Origin of the sequence: Rhodococcus sp. NPDC057135, from assembly GCF_042670865.1 — a bacterium.
In the GTDB taxonomy this organism is placed as follows: Bacteria; Actinomycetota; Actinomycetes; order Mycobacteriales; family Mycobacteriaceae; genus Rhodococcus_F.
The window spans coordinates 13,097-25,324 of the sequence record NZ_JBHUUU010000014.1 but is presented as its reverse complement, the minus strand read 5'-3'; the positions used below and the strand labels follow the sequence as shown (position 1 = coordinate 25,324).

12 protein-coding genes and 1 tRNA gene are annotated in these 12,228 nt (G+C 60.1%); 5 read left to right on the top strand and 8 right to left on the bottom strand.

The window, feature by feature from the left end:
• Nucleotides 1-10: 10 nt before the first annotated feature.
• Nucleotides 11-1,708, top strand: coding sequence for a fumarate hydratase (locus ACFT1A_RS23700; protein WP_378449016.1), 1,698 nt, complete (start codon nt 11-13; stop codon nt 1,706-1,708).
• A gap of 61 nt (nt 1,709-1,769) precedes the next feature.
• On the opposite strand, the gene ACFT1A_RS23695 is transcribed toward ACFT1A_RS23700, so the two are convergent.
• The 7 genes from ACFT1A_RS23695 to ACFT1A_RS23665 form a co-directional block, all read right to left on the bottom strand.
• Complete coding sequence (locus tag ACFT1A_RS23695; protein WP_378449015.1) at nt 1,770-2,120, bottom strand: hypothetical protein; 351 nt, start codon at nt 2,118-2,120, stop codon at nt 1,770-1,772.
• Between the two features lie 53 nt (nt 2,121-2,173).
• Nucleotides 2,174-2,737: a mismatch-specific DNA-glycosylase gene (locus ACFT1A_RS23690; protein WP_378449014.1), complete on the bottom strand. Its 564-nt coding sequence runs from the start codon at nt 2,735-2,737 to the stop codon at nt 2,174-2,176.
• A gap of 20 nt (nt 2,738-2,757) precedes the next feature.
• Nucleotides 2,758-4,086, bottom strand: a complete 1,329-nt coding sequence (locus tag ACFT1A_RS23685; RefSeq protein ID WP_378449013.1) for a WS/DGAT domain-containing protein — start codon at nt 4,084-4,086, stop codon at nt 2,758-2,760.
• 32 nt (nt 4,087-4,118) lie between these two features.
• A complete protein-coding gene (locus ACFT1A_RS23680; RefSeq protein ID WP_378449012.1) occupies nt 4,119-4,613 on the bottom strand; it encodes an SRPBCC family protein in 495 nt (164 codons plus the stop codon).
• Nucleotides 4,614-4,688: 75 nt separating this feature from the next.
• The gene (locus ACFT1A_RS23675; protein ID WP_347874286.1) at nt 4,689-5,054 is read right to left on the bottom strand and encodes a VOC family protein; all 366 of its coding nucleotides are present in this window, start codon (nt 5,052-5,054) and stop codon (nt 4,689-4,691) included.
• Nucleotides 5,051-5,437 carry a phage holin family protein gene (locus tag ACFT1A_RS23670; protein WP_003945275.1) on the bottom strand — a complete coding sequence of 129 codons (387 nt, stop codon included), beginning with the start codon at nt 5,435-5,437 and terminating at the stop codon, nt 5,051-5,053. The genes ACFT1A_RS23675 and ACFT1A_RS23670 overlap by 4 nt, the downstream gene beginning before the upstream one ends.
• Before the next feature lie 40 nt (nt 5,438-5,477).
• Nucleotides 5,478-6,443: an L-lactate dehydrogenase gene (locus ACFT1A_RS23665; protein ID WP_378449011.1), complete on the bottom strand. Its 966-nt coding sequence runs from the start codon at nt 6,441-6,443 to the stop codon at nt 5,478-5,480.
• Nucleotides 6,444-6,550: 107 nt separating this feature from the next.
• Here ACFT1A_RS23665 and ACFT1A_RS23660 point away from each other — a divergent pair, with 107 nt between their 5' ends.
• The gene (locus tag ACFT1A_RS23660) at nt 6,551-7,420 is read left to right on the top strand and encodes a PE-PPE domain-containing protein (RefSeq protein WP_378449010.1); all 870 of its coding nucleotides are present in this window, start codon (nt 6,551-6,553) and stop codon (nt 7,418-7,420) included.
• 62 nt (nt 7,421-7,482) lie between these two features.
• On the top strand, nt 7,483-8,580 hold the full coding sequence (locus tag ACFT1A_RS23655; protein ID WP_378449009.1) for a glycerophosphodiester phosphodiesterase family protein: 1,098 nt from the start codon (nt 7,483-7,485) through the stop codon (nt 8,578-8,580).
• Nucleotides 8,581-8,887: 307 nt separating this feature from the next.
• Here ACFT1A_RS23655 and ACFT1A_RS23650 read toward each other — a convergent pair.
• A tRNA-His gene (locus tag ACFT1A_RS23650) sits at nt 8,888-8,960 on the bottom strand.
• A 188-nt stretch (nt 8,961-9,148) separates the two neighbouring features.
• On the opposite strand from ACFT1A_RS23650, the gene ACFT1A_RS23645 reads away from it, so the two are divergent.
• Together ACFT1A_RS23645 and ACFT1A_RS23640 are read left to right on the top strand one after the other, a co-directional pair.
• On the top strand, nt 9,149-10,138 hold the full coding sequence (locus ACFT1A_RS23645; RefSeq protein ID WP_378449008.1) for a pseudouridine synthase: 990 nt from the start codon (nt 9,149-9,151) through the stop codon (nt 10,136-10,138).
• Between the two features lie 117 nt (nt 10,139-10,255).
• Entirely contained in the window at nt 10,256-12,214 is a 1,959-nt protein-coding gene (locus tag ACFT1A_RS23640) for a hypothetical protein (protein ID WP_378449007.1), read from the top strand.
• The last annotated feature ends 14 nt before the right edge of the window (nt 12,215-12,228 follow it).

The window sequence follows — 12,228 nt, the reverse complement described above, 5'->3', positions numbered from 1 at the left end:
AGGAGAGATGATGGCCGACTTCCTCTATGAGGACCTGTTGCCGATCGGTGATGACACCACCGAGTACCGATTGCTCACCACCGAAGGGGTGTCGACAGTCGAGGGACCGGACGGCCGCACCTTCCTGCAGGTCGAGCCGGAGGCGATGCGTCTGCTGACCGAAACGGCGCTGCACGACATCTCTCACTACCTGCGCACGGATCACCTGACGCAGCTGGCGAGCATTCTCGACGATCCCGAAGCGTCGAACAACGACAAGTTCGTAGCGCTCGATCTTCTCAAGAACGCCAACATCGCCGCTGCCGGTGTTCTACCGATGTGCCAGGACACCGGAACCGCCATCGTCATGGGCAAGCGCGGGCAGCACGTGCTCACCCCAGGCGACGACGAGAAGGCCATTGCCCGCGGTGTCTACGACGCCTACACGCGCCTGAACCTGCGCTACTCGCAGAACGCGCCCATCACGATGTGGGACGAGAAGAACACGGGCAACAACTTGCCCGCGCAGATCGAGCTGTACGCCGATACTGCTGCCGGACACGAGAACTCGTACAAGTTCCTCTTCATGGCCAAGGGCGGCGGAAGCGCCAACAAGTCCTATCTGTACCAGGAAACCAAAGCGATCCTGAACCCCGACTCGATGATGCAGTTCCTCGAGGCGAAGATCCGCTCACTCGGCACCGCAGCCTGCCCGCCGTACCACCTCGCAATCGTCGTCGGCGGTACCTCGGCCGAGTTCGCGATGAAGACGGCGAAGTACGCGTCGGCGCACTACCTCGACGAGTTGCCCACCGAAGGCGCCATCACGGGTCGCGGCTTCCGAGATCACGAGCTCGAGAAGAAGGTTTTCGAGCTCACGCAGAAGATCGGTATCGGCGCACAATTCGGCGGCAAGTACTTCTGCCACGACGTCCGCGTCGTCCGACTCCCCCGCCACGGCGCTTCGTTGCCCGTCGCCATTGCGGTGTCCTGCTCGGCAGATCGACAAGCCAAGGCCAAGATCACGCCGGAGGGCGTATTCCTGGAACAGCTCGAATTCAACCCTGGCCGCTTCTTGCCCGAGGTCACGGACGCTCAGCTCGACGAAGAGACCGATGGAATTTCGGGTACCGGCAAGGGCGCTGCGGTCAAGATCGATCTGACCAAGCCGATGTCGGAGATCCTGGCCGAGCTCTCCAAGCACCCGGTGAAGACTCGTCTCTCCTTGACCGGTCCGCTCGTCGTGGCACGCGACATCGCGCACGCCAAGATCAAGGAACGCCTCGACGCAGGCGAAGAGATGCCGCAGTACCTCAAGGACCACCCGGTGTACTACGCCGGTCCCGCCAAGACGCCCGACGGCATGGCGTCCGGTTCGTTCGGCCCGACCACGGCCGGCCGTATGGACTCGTACGTCGAGCAGTTCCAGGCCGCCGGTGGCTCGATGATCATGCTGGCCAAGGGAAACCGCTCCAAGCAGGTCACCGACGCCTGCAACTCGCACGGCGGTTTCTACCTCGGGTCGATCGGTGGGCCGGCCGCTCGCCTGGCGCTCGACTGCATCAAGAAGGTCGACATCCTCGAGTACGCCGAACTGGGAATGGAAGCCGTCTGGAAGATCGACGTCGAGGACTTCCCCGCCTTCATCGTCGTCGACGACAAGGGCAACGACTTCTTTGCGCACACCGGTGAAGTGACCCTGACGATCGGCAAGCGTCCGGGTCTGTAGACACGTCAACAGCAAAGAGCCCCGGCGGGTTTCGATCGCCGGGGCTCTTTTTCGTGTTTGGTCAGGTCCAGAGCGCAGCCACAAAAACAGTCAAGATCGACAACCCGCCGACGACGTGTACCAGATTCGGATTGGGTTGATCCTTCTTCTGCTTCGCCCGGGTGATCTCGGCAAGCGCCACGATGACCAGTGAAAGTACAAGTTTCACAGCGATCTTCGCGTGAATGTAGTTCTTGTCCAGGGCGCCTTCGCCCAACCCGACGATGATCAGGCCGGACACGAACTGCATCCTGGCACCCCACACCATGACCTCGGTGATCGAGGGAGCCTTGAGGACGGTGAAGTAGCTACCGACCAGCGCAGCCATACCGAGTAGGTGAATCACTACAAAGATGTTGTAAAGAACAGACATACGGCCACTCTATCCCGTACTTCGTTCCAGGCGAACGGAACTGAGAGTTCTTGTCAGACAATTCCGGCTTCGGCTGCAGCAGAACGATATTTCGCTGCCAACGTGTCCACGGTCTCGTGTGCGTTGAGACCGCTGGGATTGGGCACAATCCACAGTGCTGACCCCTCGAAAGCATGATCCTGCCGCCCCGCCTTGGCTCGTTTGTCACCGAAAGCAGTTCGATAGGCGGTGATTCCGGCAAAGGCAACCACTTTCGGTTTTGTCGCACGCACGACCGCCCGCACCCGCAGTCCCCCGGCGGCAAGTTCCTCCGCCGTCAACTCGTCTGCTCTGGCCGTCGCGCGTACCGCCAAATTGGTGATGCCCACTCCCCGATCGATCAGATGCTGTGTGTCAGCGTCCGACATACCCGCGGAAGGATCGATCGCATGCTCGATGATGCCTGCCCGCAGCAGTGCCGGATAGAACCGATTGCCCGGCCTGGCGAAATGCGCGCCTGTTGCGGCAGTCCAGAGTCCCGGATTGATACCGACGAACAACAGCCGACAATCCGGCCCGATCAGATCCTCGATCTCGGCGTCTCGGAACGATTCCAGTTCGGCGCGCGTGAATCCCATGCTGCCAGTACATCAGGCCGTCACGACAGCGTCTCGCGCACCTCGTCGATCGCATCGTGCATCATCTGCTCGTACACATCGATGTCGGGAATCGAGGCCGGACTGCTGGTGATGCTGATCGTCACCGTGTCCCCGATCCCGTGTACGCCGTGGGTCAACGACATGACCGGCGACAAACTCGGGAAGCCCGCTGTGAACCGAACGACGCCGCCTCCGAGCACCAGATCCGCATCACCGCGCGCGACACTCGACACGACGGTGTTTCCGGTGACCTCGTCGGGCACTGCCGTGAAATCGTATTGCTGCACTCCCCAGCGGACGAGCGGTCCGGGAACAGCGTTCAACGCGAGATCCGAAGCTGCGCTGGATGGATGGGACGCACGTGCGCGGCGCTCGTCCATCGACTCCTTGATCCGTTGGGCTCGCTCACGGAGGTCGTCGACATCCGGGAACAGTCCGACACCCGCATTGCGGAAGTGGTTGCGCGCCGTCGGTGTGCCGGCTTTGGCGATGGTCACCTCAGCTCCCAATTCGGGTGGTACCGAGCCGTCTCGTTCGGTGAGGTAGTTCGCCATCGCTACCGAGATGGCTGTCATCGCTCCGACTGTGACGGACACGCCGTTGCCGCGGAAATCTGCACCGTCCCGCACCACCATGCGGACCAGTCGGTGAGGTCCGGGAGGGATGTTGGAGCGCACCTTGGGACGGCTTGCCGCTTGCGGCGCAACAACTCCCGATTCGGTGTCCGCCTGCAGTTGCAACTGCGCTTTGTGCCCCGCTCGGCCGTCGCGGAACAGTGAAACGAGTTGACCCGGCAGGCGCAGGGCGGCGCGGCCCAGAATCTCGACTGATCCACTGCGTCGCTCGACCGTCTTCTGCTTTGCGGGCGGTTGCGGCGAGAACAGCTGGCGAGCAATCGCCGACGCGCGTTTGCCGTCTGCCAAGGAATGCGCGACCTGCAGAACTGCGATCAGCGCTGGGCCGCTACAACGCGGCGCGCCGGTGACGCCGTGAAACAGGTGCAGCGTCCACGGCGACTCGCGTGGGTCGACGTGGTTTTCGAGTAGCTTCTCGATGCCGTGAATGCACGAGAGCCACGAGTTTTCGGGCAGCTCATGCACTCTCACCAACGAGGCATCGACCGGCATAGGCTCCCAGAGCGGATAGTCGAGGTGCCACGGCGATTCGCGTATCCGAACATTGAGATCCGGAATGAGCGACGCTCTTTCCACCACCGAGCGTCGTAGCTCGTCCATGGACTGGCTCTGCCCGTCGAAGCAGTAAAGCAGCAGCTGATCGTTGGGGATCTTCTCCGAAATCCAGAAAGTTTGGGCGTCGGTGGGCGTCATCCGTAACACCGGGAGACGGTACCACCGGCTCGTCAGCCCTTTTCTGCAGCAGCTTTCAGCTGGGACAGGCCCTTCTCGAAATCCTTACCGACGAGCTTGTCCATGCTGAAGATGAAACCGAAGATCTTGAAGAACAGATTCTTCTTTCCAGTCATCTTCCACGTCACCTGAACTTCACCGGCATTCGGAGAGACGCCGGCATTGGGAGAGATGAGAAAGGTGGTGACGTTCTGTGCCTTGAACGGTTTGAGGAAGGCCAAGTCCAAAACTACGCGTTCGTTCGGGACGGATTCGGTGATCACCATCGAACCGGAGCCCGCCTTCTTGTTTCCGGCCCAGGCATACGACGCCCCGACGCCCGCGTCAGGACCCGCGTACGTGCGCTGCATCGCCGGGTCGAGACCTTCCCACGGCGACCACTGAGTCCACTGATGGAAATCGTTGATCAATGCAAAGACGACCGATGCTTCTGCCTTGACGATCGTCGTACGTTCTACCAGGAATTCGTCGGAATTCTGCGAAGCCATCGTCGATCTCCAATTCTCGGGCGTGACAAGTGTTCGGAATTATCCACGGTCGACGAGATCGGGGCGAGTCGACACTCAGTCCCGCAGGCACAGGCAGAAATAGTGACCGACCGGGTCGCGGTAGACGCGGAAAGTCTGATGCTCCGGGATGCCGGTCACCCGCTGCGCGCCAAGGTTCGTCACCCAAGCCTCCGCGGGGTCGAGAGAATCCACGAGCAAATCCAGATGGATGCCGACGCCGGTTGTCGGCCAGTCCACCGGAACAAAATCCGGAGCGAGCTGAAACGCGAGTCGCTCTCCGCCGGGTCCTTCGATCACGTGCCAATCATCCTCGTCGCGAACACTTTTCCACTCGAGGACCTGGACGTAGAAGTTGGCCAATGCAGCCGGATCCGGGCAGTCCAGGACGGTGTAGTCCATACCGATTTTCGGGCGCGTCACTGTGCCTTCTTCTCCTGAACTTTCTTACGCACGAACAACAACGGAAGAACCAGCGTCGCAACTGCGGTTACCAGCCACACGACGACGGTTCCCAGAATCCACGTCGAGACACCGGAGATCGACAGATTGGAGAAGAGCGACGCCACCAACAGAGCGACAAATGTCGACACCAATCCGATTCCGCCGAGAAATGCCGGTGCATGTCGCTTTGCCACCGTCGCGATGAACGGTGCCAGGACCGACTGCGCAATCGCAAAGATCACGACGGCAACGATGAATCCGGATGTAGGCGCCGAGAAGCCCGAAAGAATCAACGACGCAACAAGAAGCCCGACAGCGGCAGAACCCAGGAAGATCGCGGCGCGAATCAGGAAGCTGATCATTTTTTGATCCTATATGTCGGATATCGAGGACAACAGATATTCACAATCCCAGAGATTGCTGCACCTCTTGCAATGTACGGGCGGAAGATCGGAGCCCCGAAGCCTCCTTTTCTGAAAGCGGTACTTCGAGGACTCGACCGGCACCTTCGCGACCGACCATCGTGGGCAGCGACAGACAAACGTGCTCGAGTCCGTGGACGCCGGTCTGCAAAGTCGATACCGGCAGCACCCGTTGTTCGTCCCGCAACACAACTTCCACGATGAACGCGCTCGACAATCCGATGGCGAGGTTGGTGGCACCTTTCCCTTCGATGATCTCGTAAGCACTCTCGACCACCGACTTCGCGACATTCGCCCGTAGGTCGGGGCCGAGAGTGCCGCCCGACGGTCCCACGAACGAGGTTGCCGGCACTCCACCGATGGTCGCGCTCGACCAGAGCGGAATCTCGGAGTCCCCGTGCTCGCCGACGATGAAGGCATGGACGTTCTCGACCGCGACTCCGAGTTCGGTGGCCATCAGGAATCGCAATCGGGCCGTGTCCAGCACCGTTCCCGATCCGAAGATTCGGCCGCCGTACGACGGTCCCGCGGCCTGGATCGCTGCGTAGGTCGCCACGTCGACCGGGTTGGTGACGAAGAGAAGAACCGCGTCCGGCGACACCGCCAACAGTTGTTCGGTCAGTGTCTGCGCGATCTTGACGTTCACCGCGGCAAGTTCGAGACGCGACTGACCGGGATGCTGTTTGGCGCCCGCAGTGACGACGACCAAGTCGGATCCCGCGGTGACCGAGATGTCATCGCCTCCCTCGACAGTGCACGGCGGTGTGAACTGGGTGCCGTGGTTGAGATCGAGAACTTCGGCCCGGACCTTTGCACTGTTGGTGTCGTAGAGGGCGAGCGCGTCGGCCGATCCGCGTATCAGGCACGCATACGCAATTGCGGTGCCGACGCTTCCCGCACCGACCACGGACACTTTTCGTCTGGATGAACGATTCGGCGTCGTCATGGGTAAATGGTGCTCGCTCTATAACGATTTCGCAGCACAACGGATTGCCAGTCTCTTCTCAGGGTTTGGATGCAGACCTCTCAGAATCGACGTGGATGATCGCTGACATGGCTGAGGTAACCGTTCTTGCAGTTGGCGGCACCGGCGAATCCCACGTCGGCGACGACAGCGTCCGCGTGCTCGGACTCCTCAGCGCCGTCACCGACGAACTCGACAGTCGATTCGATTCTCGCTGGGTCGCTTATCCTGCGTCGTACGGTCCGGTCGCCGACGGCGGCCTGAGCTTTCGGCACAGCACCGCGATGGGTGTGAAGGCCCTCACCGCCGAAATCGCGCAGACAGACGGCCCCGTGATGCTGATCGGATACTCACAGGGATGCACCGTGATTCGCTCGGCTCTTCCGACATTGACTTCTCCGACGACTTCTCCGACGCTGAACGGCGCCAACATCATCGGAGTCGGACTGATCTCCGATCCTCAACAACCGGCCGGCGTGATCGAAGGTTGTGAGGGACACGGAGTTGCCGGCGACGGACCCGAAGTCCAGCCGTGGATTCCGGTCAAGTGGATCGGGCACCCGCAGGACATGATCTGTAATGCCAGCGCCGACAGCTACATTCGCGACATCGCAGACTTGACGCGCTGGATGTCCTTCTCGCAGGCGCGGGTGTGGGTACGCAAGGTGTGGGAACTCCTTCGTAGCAACGCCTTCCAGAATGCGCAGAAGACTCGTTTCAGCCCCAAGCAGTGGCGTACCGATCTACGACGCATTCGCACCGCGTTCCTCGAAGTACTCGGCTATCTGCCGACGAGGTTAAACCTGAACCGCTTTCAGCTGAAGAACCCTCGCGGCGGTAGACACATCAGCTACGCGATCGAACCTCTCGACGCCAGTGGACTGACCGGGTGTGAGCTTCTGGCGTCGTGGATGAAGGCCCAAGCGAGCGGCGTCGAGCAGCGCATTCACGCGGCCTGACCTTTACCGTTAGTTTACCTAACGAACCCCGGCGAGCCATTCGACGCCTCTACGTTCCTTTCATGCAACTGAGCAGAATATTGTCGTGCGCCGCCGTGACCGTCGCACTCCCCCTCGCTGCGCTGGCGACCCCGGCCTCGGCATCGCCAACCGGCAGTCTCGACTGGCCCGGTTCGTTCGGTAGTTCAGCGCCCCAGCCGGTTTCGACGTTCGACGTCCAAGCCCACCGCGGCGGACTCGGCCTGTACACGGAGAGCAGCCTGGCTGCGTTCGCCAATGCCCTCGAAATGGGCGTCAGCACACTGGAACTCGATACCCAGATCACCGAGGACGGGATCGCTGTCGTCACACACGATCGGAAGATCTCGAACAAGAAATGCCTCGACACCGAGCCGGCCACTACCGGCGACCCGGAGTTCCCGTACGTCGGCAAATTCGTCAACACACTGAGCCTGCAACAGATCAAAACCATGGACTGCGGCACCCTCCCGCTTGCCGGATACCCTGAGCAGCAAAATGTTCCGGGAGCGAAAATGCAGACGCTCGAAGAAGTCCTCACCCTTGTGAAGTCGTACAACGCACCCGGAATCAAGCTCAACATCGAGACCAAGGTGGAAGCGGGAGCGCCTCACGAGACCGCCCCGCGTGAGCAGTTCGTCTCTGTTGTCCTCGACACGATCCGGGCAGCCGGATTGTTGGACAGCGTCACCATTCAGAGCTTCGACTGGGGCTCACTCATGCTCACCCGTCAACTCGCACCGAGTGTTCCCGTCGTTGCGCTCACCAACGGCGACTTTCTCCAGGTAGGCAAGGACGGAGCATCACCGTGGCTCGGCGGCCTGGACATCGATGATTTCGGTGGCGACGGCATCGCGGCGGTAGCAACCTTTGGTGCCTCCGCCTACTCCCCCGTCCAAGGAACTCCGCAGGGCGGAAAGGTCGGGGATCCCGGTTTCACCCTCTATCCGACAGCCGACATGATCGCGAGCGCACATGCCCGTGGCATGAAGGTCATCCCGTGGACCGTCGATGATCCCGCCACCATGCACGCCCTGATCGACCTCGGGGTCGACGGAATTATCACCGACTACCCCGACCGCCTCCGAGGGGTCCTGGCAGAGCGAGGCATGCCGCTACCTGCGCCTGCGGTCAAGAAGTAGCCTCCACCGCACACCGAAGCAGGTACCTGAACAGGTACTACGGCCGATGTCCCCGGGGTCCTGCCGGACGCATCCTGGACAGGTACTTGCTCGGGTGATCGGAGGTGAATTCTGATGATGTCTTTGAAGGATCAGTTGGACAACTGCGAATACCTACTTGCCGACGCGGAAATGGCCGGCGACTGGAATGCTGTCCGACGATTCAGGGAATACCGGCTCAGGCTGGTTCGGCAGATGTGCAGGCAGAGGGCTTCCGGTCTCTGCGCCTAGAGGCCCGACCTCAGCCGCATCTGAGCTGAGGCCTGAGTCCCTCTGGGCGGTTACGATCCGCCGTCGCCCGAGTCACAGTCGGGTGCTCTCACCAATTGAGCTACAGAAGGTATGGACCGCAGCGCTTTTCGACTGCGGTCTTTTACCTCCCGAACCATACGGACCCGCCAGTCGTCCGTGCTACTGATTTTCGACTCGACGATCTAGGCCGACCACCGCTGCGAGTTCGGTTCCGCGTCCCCGCGGGGACGTCTTTGGCAAGGCCACACCGAATCACCGCTGACCAGCAGTCGATGGGATGATTGCCTGTGTGTCCATGTCCGCACCGCTGCCCGTCAAGAACGGGGTTGGCCCGACGCGGCTACGCATCCCCCTGTCCGGGCCGTGGGCGACAATCGCCGAGTACGTCGTGGCCAAGTTCGACCATCTGGACGCCGAAAACCTGTATCGGCGGTTCGAGGACGGCGAGTTCGTGGATATCGACGGCACCTCGATCCGCCGGAGCACAGAACTCAGCGCGCACCGGTTCGTCTGGTACTACCGCGAGTTACCGGCAGAGGATCCGGTGCCGTTCCACGAGGAAATCCTGCACACCGACGACGATCTCGTCGTCATCGACAAGCCACATTTTCTCCCGACCACCCCTAGCGGGCGATACCTGCGTGAGTCGGCGCTCGTCCGACTGCGGGTCCGCCTCGACAACCCAGATCTGACCCCGATCCATCGACTCGACCGCGGCACCGCAGGGGTGGTGATGTTCTCGGCTCGCCCCGCGACGCGCGGCGCGTACCAGTCTTTGTTCGAGAAGCGTCAGGTCACGAAGGTCTACGAGGCGGTGTCGGCGCGACCGCCCCAGTGGGGCCAGGATGCACCGGGGTTCGACGTCCCTCTCGTTTACCGCAACCACATCGAAGCTCGGCGCGGCGAGTTGCGGGTCCTCGTCGACGACAGCCGTGAACCCAACTCCGAGACCATGATCGAGGCGCGAGGGACGGGCGTGAGTGCCTCCGGACGTACTGTGCTGCACACGGTTCTACGTCCGCGCTCCGGACGGATGCACCAGTTGCGGGTGCATCTGGCGGCCCTCGGCGCCGGGATTCTGGGCGACCGGCGATACCCCGACCTACTTCCCGACGCACCGGACGATCATTCCCTCCCACTCCAATTGCTCGCGAGGGAACTCGAATTCACCGATCCGTTGTCGGGGAGAGCGCGGCGGTTTGTGACAAGTCGGTCGCTCAGCGAGATGCCAGTGGAGTCAGGACCAGAAGCCGGATTTAGACATTGAAGCGGAACTCCACCACGTTCCGTAGCTAAACAACATCTGCGCGGTGGAGCACACCCGACTGTCGTACCGCTCCTGCACACTCTCATCAACGGACAGTGGGTAAAATGGGAGTGTGCGATGACAACAACCGACAATCAGCAACGTCGAGTAAAGTTCTATGGCCCACACGATCTCTCTGTCGGCTGGTACGTGCCCCGGGTGATTCAGATTGTTGAGGCGTTCAACGCCAACGAGGTCCCTACGAGTATCAACGATGCTCTCGAACTCCATAACATTCAGCAGTATCTCGAACATGGACTATTACCGAGAGACCTGAACAGTGAGCAACAAGGCGATCTCACAGCACGGATTCCCCTAATCCGAGGCACCGTGGCGCGATACTTCTCCGAGGTTAATGACACGAACATCGGAGCCAAGGTCGCGGGGGTCGAGCGCCAGTTTCATATCGACCTTCTCGATCTCCTCGGCCGCTACAAAGCCTTCGAACGCTGTCGAGCCGACTCTGCGCTCCCCGCACTCAATGCGACAGGTGTGCACCTGCGAGACCAACTCACCAGCAAACGCCTCGTCCGAGCCTACGACTCAGAAATTCGCGACGCACTCCTAGCATCACCAGCGAGCGCCGAGTACCTGATTCAGGAGTACCTGCAGGACAACATCGAATCGCAGATACACCTTCCGAAAAGTCTCACTCCAGGTGACACTCGGACACTGCTCGCCGACTACGTCGTCAGTGACGACCCGAACTTGAACTACACCCGACTCCTCGCTACCGCACGTACTGATTCCAAGCTTGGGATCGATGCGAAGCTCAAATTTCAAGCGAAGCAGCGCAGCACCGCACTAGAAGCAGACCTCTTTGCTGAGGGCACGGGATTCAAGGTCGGATGGGAAGCAGCAATAGTCGACGACCAAATCGAGCCCGACCTGCTTGAGACCGACGAGTCCGACGGCCTAACTTACAGATACACGTACTCGCGGAAATGGCTCGAAGATACCCTCGACTATCCCAGCATTCTCAATAACTTTCTCCACCTCTTCGAGTTCGCCGACGACAAGGCAATCCTTAACTTGCCCTACTATCCGGCACGCCTTGGGGTCATGGAAAGACTTATCGGCGCTAGAGGGAAGAGCGAGTACATGGCAACGCCGTCAACCCAAGTCGTCGATAACGCAGCTCAAGTACAGACAATTCTGTATCGCAGATTCCTGGAAGAGAAGAACATCGATCTAGAACAGGTTATTGCTTGGTTCTGCGAGGAGTATATCGCCCAGCAGTACGCAGCTCGAGACTTTACGTTCTCGCCATCCGACAAGGAAACTTCATACCTTCAGAGGATACGCCACCTATTCGCCGAGATGGAGAGCCTCGCAAGTCAGTTCTCCATGTTTGTTGTCGACGGCACGATCGATCGGGAATTCCTCATGATCGCCGATTCAGTTGTATACAAGGAGATCCCAAGCCTACTTCAAGGGAAATACATATATGCCACGAAACACGAAGAGATCACCAACGTGCTTCACCTCTTGTTTTCTGACCAATCGTCACTCACGTACATAGACGAAACGACAAACGATGAGAGCGGAGCCGCCCTCATCGCGCGACACCACCTCACATACACCGATTTTCAAGAGTACCAACGTTCCGATATCGACTATTTGATCAAGTTGGGTGTCATTGAAGACATTGAGTCGAGAATCCAGTTCGCGGACGCGCAGACACTGCTCATCCTTAAGGCGTTGTTCAGCACACAAGCTACAAGCTACTACCACCTCTCCGTGAATGGACGGGCAGTCATCGACTCAATGGAGAAGAAAGGATGGGTGACCCGACGCGCCACCGTGCTGACTGAAGCGGAGGCCGATTACTTCAACTTCCTCCTCAACGCAGTTGGTTTCACCAACGGACCCCAACTCCGAAACAAGTATCTCCACGGAGTGCAGTCCAACGCAGACGGCGAGAGTACTCACTTCAATGCCTATATCACCGCATTGAAGTTGGTGATTGCGTTGGTCATCAAGATCAACGACGACTTCTGCCTGGCTGAATTCGAATGCGGCGAGAGACGAGACTGAGGGAGTACCGATGG

Bases quoted from the DNA above. Each gene is read 5' to 3' on its own strand.
- ACFT1A_RS23680 (WP_378449012.1), bottom strand. From the start codon at position 4,613: ATGGCTTCGCAGAATTCCGACGAATTCCTGGTAGAACGTACGACGATC.
- ACFT1A_RS23645 (WP_378449008.1), top strand. From the start codon at position 9,149: ATGATTGCCTGTGTGTCCATGTCCGCACCGCTGCCCGTCAAGAACGGG.
- ACFT1A_RS23665 (WP_378449011.1), bottom strand. From the start codon at position 6,443: ATGACGACGCCGAATCGTTCATCCAGACGAAAAGTGTCCGTGGTCGGT.
- ACFT1A_RS23670 (WP_003945275.1), bottom strand. From the start codon at position 5,437: ATGATCAGCTTCCTGATTCGCGCCGCGATCTTCCTGGGTTCTGCCGCT.
- ACFT1A_RS23690 (WP_378449014.1), bottom strand. From the start codon at position 2,737: ATGGGATTCACGCGCGCCGAACTGGAATCGTTCCGAGACGCCGAGATC.
- ACFT1A_RS23640 (WP_378449007.1), top strand. From the start codon at position 10,256: ATGACAACAACCGACAATCAGCAACGTCGAGTAAAGTTCTATGGCCCA.
- ACFT1A_RS23695 (WP_378449015.1), bottom strand. From the start codon at position 2,120: ATGTCTGTTCTTTACAACATCTTTGTAGTGATTCACCTACTCGGTATG.
- ACFT1A_RS23685 (WP_378449013.1), bottom strand. From the start codon at position 4,086: ATGACGCCCACCGACGCCCAAACTTTCTGGATTTCGGAGAAGATCCCC.
- ACFT1A_RS23655 (WP_378449009.1), top strand. From the start codon at position 7,483: ATGCAACTGAGCAGAATATTGTCGTGCGCCGCCGTGACCGTCGCACTC.
- ACFT1A_RS23660 (WP_378449010.1), top strand. From the start codon at position 6,551: ATGGCTGAGGTAACCGTTCTTGCAGTTGGCGGCACCGGCGAATCCCAC.
- ACFT1A_RS23700 (WP_378449016.1), top strand. From the start codon at position 11: ATGGCCGACTTCCTCTATGAGGACCTGTTGCCGATCGGTGATGACACC.